Annotated in this window: 13 protein-coding genes; 1 reads left to right on the top strand and 12 read right to left on the bottom strand. The window is 56.6% G+C overall.

Annotated features, from left to right (window positions below):
* Positions 1 to 3 precede the first annotated feature (3 nt).
* Both IDH45_RS08935 and IDH45_RS08930 read right to left on the bottom strand, forming a co-directional pair.
* On the bottom strand, positions 4 to 960 hold the full coding sequence (locus tag IDH45_RS08935; protein ID WP_190926687.1) for a nucleotidyltransferase domain-containing protein: 957 nt from the start codon (positions 958 to 960) through the stop codon (positions 4 to 6).
* An 86-nt stretch (positions 961 to 1,046) separates the two neighbouring features.
* A complete protein-coding gene (locus IDH45_RS08930) occupies positions 1,047 to 1,703 on the bottom strand; it encodes a phosphatase PAP2 family protein (protein WP_190926685.1) in 657 nt (218 codons plus the stop codon).
* Positions 1,704 to 2,030: 327 nt separating this feature from the next.
* Between IDH45_RS08930 and IDH45_RS08925 the strand changes: the two genes are divergently transcribed.
* Positions 2,031 to 2,453, top strand: coding sequence for a C40 family peptidase (locus IDH45_RS08925; protein ID WP_190926780.1), 423 nt, complete (start codon positions 2,031 to 2,033; stop codon positions 2,451 to 2,453).
* 183 nt (positions 2,454 to 2,636) lie between these two features.
* Here IDH45_RS08925 and IDH45_RS08920 read toward each other — a convergent pair whose 3' ends face one another.
* The 10 genes from IDH45_RS08920 to IDH45_RS08875 form a co-directional block, all read right to left on the bottom strand.
* Positions 2,637 to 3,422, bottom strand: coding sequence for a stalk domain-containing protein (locus IDH45_RS08920; protein ID WP_190926683.1), 786 nt, complete (start codon positions 3,420 to 3,422; stop codon positions 2,637 to 2,639).
* 115 nt (positions 3,423 to 3,537) lie between these two features.
* A complete protein-coding gene (locus tag IDH45_RS08915) occupies positions 3,538 to 5,694 on the bottom strand; it encodes a hypothetical protein (protein WP_190926682.1) in 2,157 nt (718 codons plus the stop codon).
* Between the two features lie 20 nt (positions 5,695 to 5,714).
* Complete coding sequence (locus IDH45_RS08910) at positions 5,715 to 6,893, bottom strand: ABC transporter permease (protein WP_190926680.1); 1,179 nt, start codon at positions 6,891 to 6,893, stop codon at positions 5,715 to 5,717.
* Positions 6,890 to 7,600: an ABC transporter ATP-binding protein gene (locus IDH45_RS08905; RefSeq protein ID WP_223836494.1), complete on the bottom strand. Its 711-nt coding sequence runs from the start codon at positions 7,598 to 7,600 to the stop codon at positions 6,890 to 6,892. The genes IDH45_RS08910 and IDH45_RS08905 overlap by 4 nt, the downstream gene beginning before the upstream one ends.
* A gap of 2 nt (positions 7,601 to 7,602) precedes the next feature.
* The gene (locus IDH45_RS08900; RefSeq protein WP_190926678.1) at positions 7,603 to 9,318 is read right to left on the bottom strand and encodes an efflux RND transporter periplasmic adaptor subunit; all 1,716 of its coding nucleotides are present in this window, start codon (positions 9,316 to 9,318) and stop codon (positions 7,603 to 7,605) included.
* Positions 9,319 to 9,574: 256 nt separating this feature from the next.
* Positions 9,575 to 11,287 (bottom strand): hypothetical protein, encoded by a 1,713-nt coding sequence (locus IDH45_RS08895; RefSeq protein ID WP_190926676.1) that lies wholly within the window; start codon positions 11,285 to 11,287, stop codon positions 9,575 to 9,577.
* A 465-nt stretch (positions 11,288 to 11,752) separates the two neighbouring features.
* Complete coding sequence (locus IDH45_RS08890; protein WP_190926674.1) at positions 11,753 to 13,138, bottom strand: sensor histidine kinase; 1,386 nt, start codon at positions 13,136 to 13,138, stop codon at positions 11,753 to 11,755.
* Positions 13,135 to 13,812 (bottom strand): response regulator transcription factor, encoded by a 678-nt coding sequence (locus IDH45_RS08885; RefSeq protein ID WP_190926672.1) that lies wholly within the window; start codon positions 13,810 to 13,812, stop codon positions 13,135 to 13,137. The genes IDH45_RS08890 and IDH45_RS08885 overlap by 4 nt, the downstream gene beginning before the upstream one ends.
* 114 nt (positions 13,813 to 13,926) lie before the next feature.
* Positions 13,927 to 14,667, bottom strand: a complete 741-nt coding sequence (locus IDH45_RS08880; RefSeq protein WP_190926670.1) for an NAD-dependent protein deacylase — start codon at positions 14,665 to 14,667, stop codon at positions 13,927 to 13,929.
* A 2-nt stretch (positions 14,668 to 14,669) separates the two neighbouring features.
* Entirely contained in the window at positions 14,670 to 15,626 is a 957-nt protein-coding gene (locus IDH45_RS08875) for an LLM class flavin-dependent oxidoreductase (protein WP_190926669.1), read from the bottom strand.
* Positions 15,627 to 15,790 lie beyond the last annotated feature (164 nt).

The raw sequence follows: 15,790 nt of genomic DNA, 5'->3' as shown, positions 1-15,790 counted from the left end.
GCTTCACGCTCCAAATTGGTAGTCATCCTCCGGCTCAATGAAAAAGGCGGGTTCCTCCAGCGCCACTCTGCTCTTGGGAGTCGCTTTTGCAGGAGCGGGGGCATGAACGATCGTCCCGCGGTCCGCCAGCCAGGAACAAGCAACGCCGAGACCACCGGCATCCATCCCTGCGACTGCGCCGAGCTTTTCTTCGATATCCGTTATCGTCCGGATATCCTGTTCGTGTCGCAAATAATCGAGAATCGGCCGGAACAGCTCTTCGGCCCGGTCTCCGATATAAGCGGCAACGAGATCAAGCGCCTGCCGGACTTTGTTCTCGTCCGTGTGTCCGGCTATCAGTCCCTTGTAAATGACTTCAAAAAACTCCGGATGAAACGCCATCGCCTGATGAACCGCTTCCCGCATCGGCACTTCACGGTTCAGGACGACCTCCACCTTGGCTAGTACGTCGACCATCTTGATCAGCCAGAAGGCGCTGTAAGCCGGATCGCGCTTTACGTAGAACCACTTCTCCGCTTTCGAAAGCATCGATATGACATGGCAGCCAAGCTGCAGCAGCTGCAATTGCCGGTCGCGTTCGCCGATATGGCGGATCTGCTCGAAGTATTCCTCGATCGTCCGATCCTTCGTGAACAGAAGCTTGCCGCGTACTAGCATGGAATGCCCGATCGAACTCTGAACCGAACGCTCCATCCATCGCTTGAAGTCGTTGCGAGTGTCGATCGTTGCGTTAATCCAGATGCCTTGTTCGACGAAACACATCATCCTTCTGGCCAGCTTCTGGTCATGGACGATCAGCTTCAGATCCAGATCCGACTTCTCCCAAACCTGATCATAGGACAAGCTGCCGAACAATACCGCGGCAATCACTTGCTCGTCCTGCTTCAGCTTCTCGACAAACGACTCCAAGGCGTTATGAAACAAAGCGTTCCACTCGGTTAAGCTGTCGTATCGATTCAACGATCCGGGCCTCCCGTTTCCATATAGAGATACCCAAATAATACCACTATCCCCACCGTCAGTAAAGAACAAATGTTCTCATTCCATCATTTTCTGCTCTCTCCAGCGGCTTGCTTCGACGCAACCGTTTTTTGGTACACCCAAATCGCCGCAAACACCCAGCAGCCGCTTGCCAAATAACCGCCCGCGATATCGCTCGGATAATGAACGCCGAGGTAAATCCGGCTGACGCTGATCATCAGGATGAAGAAACCGCTGACGACCAGAAGCAGGATACGCCCGCTCACAAAACGGATATGCTTCCACAGCAGAAACGCGAGAATGCCGTACAAGCTGAAGGCGCCCATCGAATGTCCGCTCGGAAAGCTGTAGCCGACCGCCTCCACGATCCGGTTTACCGTCGGTCTGGCACGCTCGAAGATCGCCTTCAGCGTCTCATTCAGTATCCATGAACCTGCGCCTACGGAAGCAAGCAAGATCAGCTCTTTGCGGTGCCCCAGTACAGCGTATAGAAATACCATGGCCGCAAGCGAGATGATCCCGGCGCATAAACCGGACCCCATCCAGGTGAAAAAGACGAATACCTTCGTCCATCCATCCGATTCCACCCCCCGGACGAAGGAGATAACCGCGTTGTCGAAACCTTCGATTCTCTGATCGCCGATCAGCAGCGCAATAGCGCCAAACCCTACGGCGCAAAGCAAACTCACGATAATTCCGCTAGTTATTCGTATTCCCGTCAATGATTCCGTTCTCCTCTCTTTTACAAGCGCACTCTAACTCAAAGTTCGCGTAAATCGGCAAATGATAACGCTTACTGCTCCTTGTCAACCCTAATTTTGTGCAAAATTCTCATCAAATTCTCATAATAGCACGGAAACCCATGCCGGAAAAGGCTTTCACAAAGCTTTTCCAATTTCCGGTGCTTTTCGATATGGTATGGTAGTAGCAGGTGATCACCCAATCCGATATTTTACGAGGAGGAAGTTATGATTAAGACTAGAAACACACGTATCGGACGAGCTGCACTTGCTGTCACACTGAGCTTTTCCGTATTATTTTCCGGAGGCATGTTCCTGAATTCCAACTCTGCCCAAGCGGCTTCGACATCCGCTTCCGTATCGGCAACGTCCAAAGCTACGAAAATAATTAATACAGGCAAAAAATATATGGGAGTCCGTTATAAATTCGGCGCAAAGACAGGCAACACCAGTTCGTTTGACTGCTCGTCCTTTACCCAATATATTTTCCGTCAGCATGGCGTTAACATTCCGCGTTCGTCCAAACAGCAATCGAAGGTCGGCAAATTCGTGCCGAAAAGCCAGCTGAAGCCTGGGGATCTCGTCTTTTTCTATTCCCCGATTCATCATGTCGGCATCTACATCGGCAACGGTAAAGTGATGCATACGTACGGCAAGCCGGGAGTTACGATTTCCAGCATCAATTCCGGATGGTGGAAAGACCACTACACAACCGCCCGCCGCGTCCTGTAACACAGTCGTTATACGATGGCCCTATCCGCCAATTTCAAAAAACTATAACTTAAAACGGAGCCATGATCCGCAGGATCATCGGTTCCGTTTTGCGTATTCAGGGAATGCTGTAGAAGGAAGAATTGTACCGACCGTTTGGAAAACAATACATATGATCATTCCCAATAAGCAAAGAACGCTCGGCTACTCGCCGGGCGCTCCTTGCTTCATTTTATCCGTCAGCTCCGCAACCGCGGCTTTGAGCATTTCCTTTGCTTTCAGCTCATCCTCGTAAGCGATGCTGTAATTGGTAATATAAAAGTCCAAATAATCTTTGCGGTCCGTCTGCTTGTACGATCTGTAATGGTCTGCCGACAGCTTGTAAGAGCCCATCGCCGTCCTGATTTTCTCTGCAACCTGGACCAGCGTTAAGACCGGATACCCTTTCTCCCTTGCCTTGTTCATCTCCGGGGCGCCGTTCATCACCATCAGATCGGTAAAAGCGGTATCCGCTTTGCCGAACAAGTTGACATCCAGCTGCTGAAAATAAAAATTGTCGCCACGAATTTCGTAAAATTCTTTGGCGATCCGAATTTTCTCCCGGGCAACCGGAAGATTGTCGTAATATTCTTGGATCTTCTCGGAAAACTTAATCATATATGGATGGAGCGCCTCCGTCTCCTTATCGACCGGCTTGGGGACAGGCGGATTGCCCGATCCGTTTCCGGTATTAGCCGCTATCGTTAGCGTAGCGGTGGAAGTAGCGGAATCCCAGCCGATCTTCGCGCCAAGCGACTCCCCGATTGCCCGAAGAGGCACCAGCGTCGTTCCTTCCAGATTGATGCCCGGCGCTTCGCCCTGCACCGTCTTTCCGTTCACGACTACGTTCACGACCGGAAATCCTTTGTACTCCCCGCTTCCGGCTCCCCACGCGACTCCGGATGCAGCTATCAGCATTCCTGCCGCTATCATCGCTATTTTCCGTTTCATCGTTTGTCCTCCTCCAATCCCTTCCTAGTTATTGTAGTCAAGATGTTCCGGACGGGCAACCGTCCAAAAGGAAAAAAACGGTATAACCCCGCAGGGCCATACCGTTTCCGATGCTTTATTTCAAAACGCCGAGAAATCTTTTGACGACACCGTTCGGCGTTTCGATCAGTTCATACACTTTTACATAGTTCGTATGGCTGAAGCTGTTCAGCTTCAGGTTCGAGAAGTTCAAGGTATTCTCCTGATTCACCATCCGGGTTGTCCCCTGGAACGGCAGCGTCTGCGAGCCGATGACGAAACCTAACGGATCGACGACGTCGAACTGCAGCTTGGATATGGCCGCGTCCGCGATAATCGTATCCTTGCGGGTGAGCGCTGCGTTCATCTTGAGCGTATAGGTGAACGTGGAGCTGAGCAGCCCGTTCAGCAGCAGATCCGACTCCTTGATATCGATCGCATACGGATATACCTTCCAGGACGCGTCCGTCGTATCCTCTTGCCCGTATCCGAGCGACACGGCCGCCAGCGGAATCGTCTCCTTGGCTTTGTACATGCGCAGCGTAACCGGCTTGTCTTCGGAAGCTTCGGGAACCGAGAAGGAATATGTCACCAGATAGCTGTTGCCCGAGGCCAGTTGGGAGATCACGTTCGTCTGCCGCGTGCCGGAGTAGACCCGCCCGGATTCGTCGGTCAGGTCCAGTGTCAGATCCGGAAGCGCAAGCGTAGTCGTATCCCGGTTCGTCACCTTCAGCTTGGCAACCGCTGTCGTGAACCCGTAATTCTCGTTCTCGTACGTATTCAGCTCCATCACGGCTACGTCGATTTTCTCGTCAAGCGCCAGGACGACATGGTCCCCGAGATTGTACGGCACTCCGCTTCCTTGCTGGTGAATTTGCGCTTTTTGCAAGCCGGCCAGCAAAATCGGCACCGTCTTGGAACCGGCAGCTGTATTCGTATTGTTCGTACCGCCGGTCGCATTGGTGCCTCCGGTGTTTGCAGCACCTGTATTGCCCGCAGTTCCGCTGCCAGTTGAGGAGCTGCCTGCGGCAGAGCCGTTTCTCGTTTCGAACAGGGCCAGTTGAAGATCGTCGACGTCTATCCCTTTCGGCAGCAAGGCGCTGAAGGAAAACAGCTCCGTCTCTCCTTGGGACAAATAGGCGGGATGAACCGCTGTATCCGACGCCGCTACCGAAACGCCGCCGCTGCCGGCTTGGAACATAGCCGTCAGTTTCGGGATCGCGACCACTTGATTGCGGACGTTGGCAACTCTTACTTTGGCCGTCACCCATTTGCCGTCATCATTTTGCGAGACGACCGCCGATTCGACCTGTACGGAAACCGAATCCGAACCGGCCGAGTCGGATACGGCGCGGGAGTCGCCGATGGAAGAGATTTTCGCCGTCCGGCCCGCTGCCAGACTGTCCAGCACGACCGATTCGCTGCCGCTCGCATAATAAAACTGCAGATCCCACATCCCGTCCCGCGCATCGCCGGGAACCGAAGCGCGGACCGTCAGCCGCTGCGGCTTGCCGGGCAGCAGCGGCTTGTCCGCCCCGTCCAGCACGGTAACCGCCACCGTCTGCCCGTCCGGATCTTCCAGTCTCATCTTCAGACCGGCGGGAAGCGCGAAGCCGGACGAAGAGATGTTCTCCGCCACCAGATCCGCATACAAGTTCCATGTGTCGTCTTCATAGACGAAATATTCGTTGCCCAGACGGAACGATACCTTCGAATCGCTCGCATACGAGCTGTCGGCTTGAGCCATCGGTACGACCGCGGCAGGCGCGTCTTGCACGTCCGTCTGCATAGCGGCGGAAACCGACAACGAGCCCAGATCGTTCATCGCGACGGCGGAGCCGTAGCTCCAGCTGAACAGCGTCACTTTCAGCTCATCCGCCGGCAACCCTTTCGGCAGCCGCGCTTCGTAGGCGAATTCATTCGCTTTGCCCGACTGCACCCGCGCGTTGTTTTTGCCAGTCAACTGGGCGGAATAGCTGTATCCCGATGCGTCGGTTACGCGAACGCCGTACCAATTGTAATCGACGTTCCCCTCTGAGCCGTTATGAAGCTGCACGGCAAACCGCAGGATGGAATCGTCGGAAGCGGTGGAATACCGGACTTTCTCCAGCGTAAAGTATACGCTGCTGCTCGCGTACACTCCCTCCTTTCCCGCAGAAGCGGTAACGGGAGAGAACGTCAGGCATAATACCGAAGCGGCGAGCAGCAGCTTTTGCGCCTTCGAAGCGATGACGCCTTTTTTGTCTCGTCTCATAGGGGACTACCTCCATGTCTTTAGTCGAATCGAAGCGCGTCGATGGGCTTCAGGCGCGACGCTTTGTTCGCCGGGTACAGGCCGAATATGATTCCGACGAATACGGAGAACAAAAACGCATAAATCCCGATTTCCAGCGAAAGCTCAGTCGGTTGTCCCGGATTGAACAACGGCCAGCTGAGCGACGCCCCGATGCCGAGCAGCAAGCCGAGCAAGCCTCCCAGTCCGCTGATGACCGCGGCCTCCATCAGAAATTGCATGAGAATATGCCGTCTCTGGGCCCCGATCGATTTGCGGATGCCGATTTCTTTGGTCCGCTCGCTCACTGTCACGAGCATAATGTTCATAATCCCGATTCCGCCGACCAGAAGCGAGATCAGCGCGACGCTGATCAGCTGATTCGTCAGCGAGCTGGACGCTTCCTTCCTGGCGTTCATCAGTTCGTCCTGGTTGGAGATGCGGAAGCCGTTGCTGCTTTTGAACTTGTAAGTCAAAAACTGAGTAATCGTATTTTGTGCAGTCACCAATTGGCCGATCTCGGGAGCTTCCAGGTAAGTCGTCCGGATTTGCCCGAGCTTGAAGGCGCGCCGGGCGGTCTCGATCGGGACGATGACCGAGCTGTCGGGGGAAGTTCCGCCGATGTTCGACCCCTTCTCCTTCAACGTACCGACTACCGTGAAAACGAGTCCGTCAATATTGATATCGTAGCCGATCGGGTCGACATTGCCGAACAAGGTTTTGGCCGCTTCGCTGCCGATAACCGCAACCTGGTTGCGAAACTCGACATCGGCGGGCACAAGCTCGCGTCCGGCTGCGAGCTCCGTCTTCATTAGCGTGAAGTAGCGGTCGTTCGTCCCGATGACGTTAAACGACTCCGAGGTCCGCTCATACTTCACATTGGAGCCCGCCTTCGTAACCGTAGGCGCGATCGACTCGATCTCCGGCAAAATCTCCAGCTCCATCAGATCCTCGTAATCGAGCTGGGTTGCGCGGCCGTTGCCGAGCAGGTTGACGACGAGCAGGTTCGTGCCCAGATTCTCGTATTGCTTCTCGATCTGGGCGGCGGTCCCCTGTCCGATCGATACGAGCGTGACGACCGAGCCGACGCCGATAATGACGCCCAGCATCGTGAGCAGCGTCCGCATCGGCTTGCCTAAGATCGTGCGCAGAGCCATGATGACCAGCTCAAAAAAGTTCATACGTACACCGCCTGTCTCGGCAGCGATTCGTTTCGTTTATCTTCCACGATTTCTCCGTCCCGCAGCGACACGACCCGCTTGGCATGTTCGGCGATATGCAGGTCGTGCGTGATCAGCACGATCGTATTGCCCTGCTCGTTCAGCTGAATCATCAGTTCAAGCACTTCCGAGCCGGTCTTCGAGTCGAGCGCCCCCGTCGGCTCGTCGGCCAGCAGCAGCGACGGCGAGCCTGCAAGCGCTCTGGCGATCGCCACGCGCTGTTGCTGCCCCCCGGACAGCTGACTCGGCTTGTGGCCGATGCGCGCTCCCATGCCAAGCGACTCCAGCATCCGGACCGCTTTCTCTCTCCGTTCGCTTCTTCCCATCCCGCCGTAGATTAACGGCAGCTCCACATTTTCGATCGCCGTCAACCGGGGCAGCAGGTTGAACTGCTGAAAAATAAAGCCGATCTTTTTGTTCCGCAGCACCGCCATTTGGCTGTCATTCAGTTTCTCGGTAGAGGTCCCGTCGAGCTTGTATGTACCGGATGTCGGAGTGTCCAGCAGGCCGATCGTATTCATCATCGTCGATTTACCCGAACCGCTGGGACCGACGATCGCTACGAAATCGCCTGTCTGGACGGTAAGCGAAACGTTTTGCAGCACATGCACCTGCTCGTCTCCGCGGCCATACGTTTTGCAAATATCCGTCAGTTCGATGATGTTCATGCTTATCGGCCTCCTCCTCCGCCTCCGCCCTGGAATCCGCCGCCTCCGCCGCCTTGCGGAATCTGGATCATCACGCCTCCGCCTCCGGCGCCGCCCCCGCCTTGCGGGAACGCTCCGCCCTGGAACTGCTGGCGCAAAGCGTCGATCTGCTGCTGAGTTCCGTTCTGCGTGCGCTGGCGTGTCGGCACGACGACCTCGTCGCCTTCCTGCAGCCCTTCGGTCACTTCTACGCTGGTCTTGCTGCGGATGCCGATCTTGATCGGAACGTTCTCCTCAACCGTGCCGTCGGCTTTCTTGACCGATACGCTGGCGCCGCCGCGCTGCATCCGGAGCGCCTCGAGCGGCAGCGTGAGCACATCCTTCTTATCCTGTATCAAAATTTCAGCGGTACCCGTCATCCCGTACTTGAGCAGCTGGTCTTTATTCTCTACGCCGACTACGGCATCGTAATACGTCACGCCGTTCGTCGTCGTGCCGACTGTCGATACCGTAAGCACCTCGCCGGCAAACTTCCGTCCGGAGAAGGCGTCCACGCTGACCTCGACCTTCAGTCCCGGCTTGATGCTCGTCAAATCCAATTCGTCCACCTGAACCGGCAGCGTCATGACGTCCAGGCTCGCCACGCCCCCGAACAGATCGCCCGATTTCACGGCAGCTCCGACCGGGAATTTGGCCAGCACGTTCGCCCGCTGATTGGCGAAATCGGTAGAAAATACGCCGTCGAACGGAGCTTTTACGGTCAGATCGTCGACCCGCTTCTGAGCTTCCTGAACCGTGAATTGCTGTCTCTCCAGGCTGGCTTGCTTGGAAGCGATCGAATCTTTCAAGGAATCGTTCACGATGACCGCGATCACGTCTCCCGCCTTGACGGTATCCCCCGTCTTGTAGCGCAGCTCCGACACCGTTCCCGCCGTCTCCGACAGGAAAGCGACCGTTTTTTGCGGCTCCAGCTTCGCCGTGCTTTTCGCCTTGATCTCTCTGCCGTTCAAAAGTACGCTGCCGGATACGTCCATGCCGGCGTCGATCGTACCGTCGTTGTCCACCGTCACTTCCACATCGACCATCCGGTTGCCGGACGCATCGGCCTTCATTTCCTTGCCGACCGACTTCACCGTTCCGGTCTTCGTAAGTGAGAATCCGGTAATCGTCAAATCGACCGCATCTCCGGCTTGAAACTGGATCGCCTCTTCCATCGGGAAGGGCAGCTTCACCGTTAATATCGAGTTGACCGAGACGGTCCCGATCTTCATCGATTTGCTTACCGTCGAACCGACGTCAAAGTTGGCGCCCAGTGTCAGCTTGCCTTCGCTCGGCGCGACGATGCGCAAATTTTGCTGCTGGCGGATTAAATCGTCCAGTTCCTTTTGCAGATTGGCCAGGTTTGTTTGGCCGTCCTTCAAGGACGCTTCAATCGTCGGGTTCGATACGGCAACCAGAATGTCCCCTTTTTTGACCGGCTGGCTCCTGGTCACATTAAGCAGCGAAATCGTACCGTCCGCCGGGGCGGTAATGTTCTGCAAATTTTGCGTCTGGAACTGCGACGTCCCCGATACGGACAGCCGGATATTTCCTTTTTGTACTTTTACGGTGGATATTTGGGTTTGGGCGGATACTTTCGGCCGTTCGGATGTGCTGACAAAAAAATACGTTCCCGCTCCTCCGCAAACGACGACAACCGCCAAAACGACCGCCCATTTCGCACCGCGTTTCATGGCCATGACCATCTTCCTTCCCGTCTACTCTATGGACTTGAAATGTATAGGTTGGCTGTTCAGCCGGCACTTCCGTATGTAATTGCGGTAATTCCTCCTTCTGGCTTTTTCTGGATACGCTTACATCTCAGTAGGGACAACTAGTTCAGCCTGAAGGAATTATAGGCGCCGAATATGAACCATTTATGAACAAAACCTTAAATCCAGGTAAAATTGCAGGCCGTTCCGGCAATGGGAACGGCCCTGACGGTTAATTCCGCGATTAAGCCAGCAGCTCCAGCAGGCTGGACGAATACCCGGCTTTCAACCGCGCGCTCCCTTCCGTCGTAATTCGACCGTCGGCGGCCAGTCCGTTAATCTCCTGATTAGCCGAGCGCAGCAGATTGTAAATCAGACTGTCCTTATCCGATTGCGCGGCAGCCGATAGCGGATAACCCCGCGACAGCGCCTCAAGCAGCCCGGCTTCGTCCGCTCCGACCGCCTCCGCCGTCTGCTCCAGCACCCGGCTCGCCAGCTCGCTGCCGTACAGCGAGGCATCCACTTTGCCTGCATATCCCGCCGTATGAACAGCAGCGCGGATGTGCGTATAAGCTTCCTCGCGGGTCGCTTCCTCCACGGAACGGTCCAATCTGCCGCTTTGCACCGCACCGGCGATGTAAGGATCGGCTCCCGCTTGCAGTGCGCCAAGCAGCTCGGCTTCGGTTAACCCGGTTGCCTGTACGAGCGTCTGACCGGCGGCCAGCGCTTCCTTCAGTTCCCCGTAAGAGAGGCCGGCATACGAGGCGCTGTTCTTCACGATATTCCGCGTGCTTCCTAGAGCGATCGCTGCATCAGCCTGCAGCGTCCCGTCCGGCGTTTCACCGCGAATTAACCGGTTTAACGCTTCGTCCGCCTTCGCCTTCCACTGGTCCGCAGCTTGCCAGGACAAGCTGCCGTCAAGCCAAGCGACATCGATCGCCTGACGGATCGAGGCCCCCAACTGTTCCGACAGCTCGGAATCCGAAAGTCCGGTAGCTTCCGCGAGCGTGCTCCCTTGCTCCAGCGCCCCCAAGACGTCGGAGTAATCCTTGCTCGACAGGACGGCGGCCAATCGTTCCGCCGAGTCGAGCTGACGGGCGAGAAGCCGCTCGCCGAACCGTTCCATCCATACGGTGCTCGTCCTGTCGTAGGCCGGGGTCGATACGGCTTCCCGGATCGCCTTCGCCCCTTCCGCCTTCCGCGCCTCGGCATCTTCCGCACGCAGCTTGCCGGACCGGACGGCTTGGTCCAGATCGGCGGACAGCTGCGACTCGAGCTGGGCGGACAACGAATCCGCGCTCAAGCCGGTTGCTTCCGCCAAGCTTTGGCCCGCTTGCACCGCCTGAAGCAAGCCGGCCGACGAGCCTTCGATATAGATCGCGGCGTTAGGCACGATCCGGTTCACATGCAGCTGCACGAGATCTTGGCCGGCATCCGTAACGGACAATCGGGAATCCTGATCCCAACTGCCGGATACGGCAGCGGATACGGCGGACGACAAAGCCTCGACCGCCTGATCGCCTTCCGTTCCGGTCAAGTAACCGGCGGTAACTTCCGCCTCGACGGTTTGCCGGTAGGAGGCCATCAGCTGGTCATACAGGTCGCCCGGCGAAACCCCGGCCGCTTCGGCAAGCGATTTTCCCGAGTATACCGACTCCAGATAAGAGCTATAGTCGATCTCCGAGTCGGCATACGCGGACGCCAGCGTGACGATTTGGGACAGCTGCTTCCGTACGAGCAGATCCGCGTAAGTGATCGGGCCCGCCGTTTGGCTGGACATGGCTACCTCCCGAATCGTACCCTCATTCGAAACCGAAACCGTCTCCATCTTCACCGTATCCGCATAGGCCGGGTGCAGCGGTCCGGCGAAGCCGCCCGCTGCCGCGAATACGACCGCCCCCATCAGCACGGCAAAACGTTTCTTCATCGTAGTTCCTTTTTGGTTGTTCAATTCCATCTCCATCCTCTCGTCTCTATGTATCCCTTACTCCTACCCTTTGAAGAGGTTGTTCAAAAAGTCCACTTTAGATCACGAAGCAGATCCAGAAGCCTGCTCGACATCGAATATGGCATTCAGCCGGAACTTCCGGTGCTCACGTAGGTCCCACTACGCTCCGCTCCTCATTTCCTAACTTCATCCCATCTTCTCGGTGCTGAAAACCGGACTTTTTGAACTCGCACTTGAAGTATAGGCCTTCTATATGACCTGTCCGTGAACGGAGGCTTAATGCAAGCTGAAAATAAACTAAATTGTTGCTTAAAGTGCGAGTGCGGCAACCCCAGGGTCGGTCGGACGGCGATTCCAGATAAAGAAGACTTATACTTCTATGCGATCCCGACATGCCAAAAAAGCCGCCCCTCCTTCACACAGAAGGAAAGGCGGCTGCTGACGCAGGGGTATTCACTGCGAAGAACGCTTCATCTACAAACTTTTTTTATTCTCTTTCGGGAAATCGATCCGTATGCTCGTTCCTTCGTGCAGCTGGCTGACGAGCGTGAGCCTGCCTTTGTGCAGCCCGACGATTTTCTGAACGATCGCAAGCCCGAGCCCGCTGCCGCTCCATCCGGAATTGTGCCGGGAACTGTCGGCTTTATAGAAACGGCGGAATATGTTTTGCTGATCCTCGGGCGAGATCCCGATTCCGGTATCGGCTACCGTTACCGACACCTGCCTCTCGTCCTCGTGCAAAGTGACGGTAATCTGCCCTCCGGAAGGCGTAAACTTGATCGCATTATGCAGCAGATTCGTCCATACCTGGCCGAGCGAATCTTCGTCCGCCGATAACCGGACGGGCGGCAGCTCCAGCTCGATGTCGAGCTGTTTCGCCGACCAGAGCGGCTCCGTCGCTACGACGCATCGGCGCAATTGCTCGTCCAACTGCAGCGGCCTGGGCTGGTGCGGATACTGATCGGCATCGAGCGAGGCGAGCTTCAGCAAATTTTCGCTCAAGCGGGATAACCGTTCGGACTCGCTCTCGATCAGCTTGAGGTAGCCAATCTTATCTTGCGCATCCAGTCCGTCCTGCTGCAGCAGCTTGGAAAACCCGCGGATCGACGTAAGCGGCGTCTGAATGTCGTGGGAGACGTTGGAGACGAACTCCTGCCGCATTTTCTCCATCTTGTTCAGCTCTTGGGCCATATGCGTAATGCTGGAGGCGAGCTGGCCGAGCTCGTCCTTTTGCCGGATATTCAACTGGACGTTAAAATCGCCGCCGGCGATTTTGCGGGTCGCCTTCGTAATCTTCTTCAGCGGACGGACCAGATAAATCGCCGCCAGTGCGATCAGAAACGAACTGATCAACAAAATCGTCGACAAGTTGCGGAAATCGAGAAACTCGATGCGGCGGATCGGAGCCGGTCCGCTCGGAGAGACAAACAGCGCGTAGAGCTTGCCGCTGTACTCGAACGCCGTCCCCACGCTGCCTTGCGGGCAGTCCTCCCTCTCTTCCCCTTGGAAGCTGCTGTAAGACCCTCCGTTTAACACTTCGTTAACGATGACGGGGGGAATGACACATTTTGTTTTAGCGCCGGGTACGGAGGAGAACCGCTCGTCCGAGTCGGAGAACAGCTGCAGCTCCTGTCCGCGATTCAGCTTGCCGGCGATGCTGACCGTCTGGCCGAGCTGCTGCGGCTCGGTTTCCTGGATAAGCCGGACGACCAGCTTGGCGGCGTTTTGCAGCAGCTCCTCCACCCGGTCGTTCAGCTGGACACGGAAATAATGCGAGAACATCAGGCTCGACAAGGCCAGACTGCACCAGACGACGATAAAAATGACGATGGCGATGCGCAGGTACAGCGTGCGGATCACGGCAGCACCTCAAGCCGGTAGCCGAGGTTGCGGATCGTCACGATCGACACCTTCTCCGATTGCTGCTGCTCCAGCCTCTCCCGCAGCCTTTTGACGTGAACGTCCACGGTGCGCGGATCGCCCTCGTAATCGACACCCCATATTTGTTCGATCAATTGGGCCCGGGTGAAGATGTGGCCGGGATTGCTCGCGAATTTGAACAGCAGCTCGAATTCTTTGGGCGGAATCATCGAGCTGTGTCCGTTCACCGTTAATTCGAACGTTCGCCGGTCAATCGTCAGATCGCCTACCTGAGCCGTCTCGGAATGTTCGATCCGGTACCGTTTCAGCAGCGCCTTGACACGCATGACGAGCTCCATCGGGTCGAACGGCTTGACCATATAATCGTCGGTTCCCAGCTGGAATCCTCTCAGTCTTTCCGAGATGTCGCCTTTGGCGGTTACGATAATGACCGGCAGGTCCATCGTTTTCTTGAGATCGCGGCAAAAATCCCAGCCGTCCATGACCGGCATCATAATATCGAGCACGACCAGGTCGATCTTGACGTTGCCGAGCACGTCCATCGCCTCCTGACCGTCGGAAGCTTCGAAGATCGCGAATCCTTCCTTTTGCAAAAAAGCTTTGACCAGCTTGCGTATCGCTAAGTCGTCGTCTACGATCAAAATTTTGCTCATGGGCTTGCGCTGTTCCTTTCGGCTTCGAATGGCGTCGAACCCATCGTATCATCCGTTGCTTAAGATGAACTTAAAACATTGTGGGAAATTGTAAAAGCGCCGGGAGTCTCCGGCTCAGCCCCGTTCCGGTTCCGTCAGCCGGGTCATCACGGCCGAGAACGAATCGTTCACGATATGCGTGGCGAAGCTGTCGTACTTCGTCTCCGATTTGTTGATCAGCAGCAGCGTGCGCCCGCTAAAATATCGGATAAGTCCCGCCGCAGGGTATACGCTTAGCGAGGTGCCTGCGACGATCAGCATATCCGCCTGAGAGACCGCTTCCTCGGCCCGGTTGAAGACTCCTGTATGTAACGGCTCCTGGTACAAAACGACGTCCGGCTTCACGGTCCCTCCGCAGCTCAGGCACTTCGGAACCGGGCCTTCCAGGGCGAGCAGGTCGCCGAGCGTATACGATTGTTCGCATACGGTGCAGAAGTTCCGGTGAACCGAGCCGTGCAGCTCGAGTACGTTGCGGCTGCCCGCCAGCTGGTGCAGTCCGTCGATATTTTGCGTAATGAGCGCCTTCAGCTTGCCTGCCGCTTCCAGATCGGCAAGTGCTTTGTGACCGTCGTTAGGCAGGGCGGCCCTGTGGATCATCTTCTCCTTGTAAAACCGGTAAAACTCAGACGGATACCGGTCGAAAAAATCCCGGCTCAGCATCACCTCCGGCGGATGCGACGTTCCGTGCGCCGTACGGAACAATCCGGTGGACGAGCGAAAATCCGGAATGCCGCTCTCCGTCGACGTTCCCGCCCCTCCGAAAAACACGATGCTGCGGCTGTCCCGCACGAGTTCCCGAAGTGCTCTGTTGTCCATGCTTACTCCTCCTTTGTCCCGATTCGCAACTTGTCCGCCAGCAGCTCGTAAGAGCGGATTCTCGCTTCATAAGTCGGCGCCAGCGTAACGATCATGAACTCATCCGTCCCGTAAAGTTCGCTCAGCTCGCTTAGCTTCGCCGCTACGCCCTCCGGCGATCCGACGAGCGCCCGTCCCGGGAACGGCTGCTGCACAGCCGGGCCGCCGCCGGACTTGCCAAACAGCTGCTCCAACCCCTGTTCCGCATACGCTGCGGCTTTCTCCTCCGTCTCCGCGCAGACGACCCGAACCGCTACGATAACTTTCGGCTCCGTATCCCGCCCGGACGCACGATAATCTTCGCGGTACCTTTGTACGATCGCCGCACCGTCCTGGTCGCTCATAAAATGACCGAATACATATCCCGCACCGAACCTGGAAGCGAACTGCGCGCTTTTCTCGTTAGTGCCCAGCAGCCACAGCTCGGGCGGTACTGGAGGAAGCGGCTGTGCCGATACTTTCTCGCCTTCGATCCGGTAATCGTCCGCCAGCAGCGCAGTGAGCGCTTCAAGCGATTCGGGCATGCGGCGGACCCCTTCGAGGAAGTTGTCGCCAAGCGCCAGTGAGACGTGAGCCGAGCCGCCCGGCGCGCGTCCGATCCCCAGATCGATCCGTCCCGGATACAGCGACGCCAGCATATGGAACGATTCCGCCACCTTGTAAGGCTTGTAATAAGGCAACAGCACGGCGCCCGAGCCGAGCCGGATACGTTCCGTCCTTGCCCCGACATGGGCCAGCAGCACCTCCGGACTTGACGAGACGACCGACTGCATATCGTGATGCTCGGCCAGCCAGTAGCGGGCATAACCGAGCTTCTCCGCCGCCTGCGCAAGCTTGACGGCCTCGCCAAGCGCCGCTGCCGCATCCTCCGTTCCGATCAGTGGAACGAGATCCAATACGCTTAACCGAATACGTGACATGAGCACTCCCCTTTGCTACCCATCATTATAGCCTACTCGACAAACGAACGGAACACGGTTCCGGCAGGCTGCTTCTGTCGGGGATAGACCGGGGCGCCCTCCTCTGACCCGGCATGGCAAAAAGGCCCGGCGCTGCTGCGCGGACCTCTCTCCTTCTTTCACAT

This window comes from Paenibacillus oceani, from assembly GCF_014705615.1.
In the GTDB taxonomy this organism is placed as follows: Bacteria; Bacillota; Bacilli; order Paenibacillales; family NBRC-103111; genus Paenibacillus_AB; species Paenibacillus_AB oceani.
This window is presented reverse-complemented; position numbering and strand designations above follow the sequence as displayed.

Bases quoted from the DNA above. Each gene is read 5' to 3' on its own strand.
- IDH45_RS08895 (WP_190926676.1), bottom strand. From the start codon at position 11,287: ATGGAATTGAACAACCAAAAAGGAACTACGATGAAGAAACGTTTTGCC.
- IDH45_RS08905 (WP_223836494.1), bottom strand. From the start codon at position 7,600: ATGAACATCATCGAACTGACGGATATTTGCAAAACGTATGGCCGCGGA.
- IDH45_RS08880 (WP_190926670.1), bottom strand. From the start codon at position 14,667: ATGGACAACAGAGCACTTCGGGAACTCGTGCGGGACAGCCGCAGCATC.
- IDH45_RS08900 (WP_190926678.1), bottom strand. From the start codon at position 9,318: ATGGCCATGAAACGCGGTGCGAAATGGGCGGTCGTTTTGGCGGTTGTC.
- IDH45_RS08910 (WP_190926680.1), bottom strand. From the start codon at position 6,893: ATGAACTTTTTTGAGCTGGTCATCATGGCTCTGCGCACGATCTTAGGC.
- IDH45_RS08925 (WP_190926780.1), top strand. From the start codon at position 2,031: ATGTTCCTGAATTCCAACTCTGCCCAAGCGGCTTCGACATCCGCTTCC.
- IDH45_RS08920 (WP_190926683.1), bottom strand. From the start codon at position 3,422: ATGAAACGGAAAATAGCGATGATAGCGGCAGGAATGCTGATAGCTGCA.
- IDH45_RS08885 (WP_190926672.1), bottom strand. From the start codon at position 13,812: ATGAGCAAAATTTTGATCGTAGACGACGACTTAGCGATACGCAAGCTG.
- IDH45_RS08915 (WP_190926682.1), bottom strand. From the start codon at position 5,694: ATGAGACGAGACAAAAAAGGCGTCATCGCTTCGAAGGCGCAAAAGCTG.
- IDH45_RS08875 (WP_190926669.1), bottom strand. From the start codon at position 15,626: ATGTCACGTATTCGGTTAAGCGTATTGGATCTCGTTCCACTGATCGGA.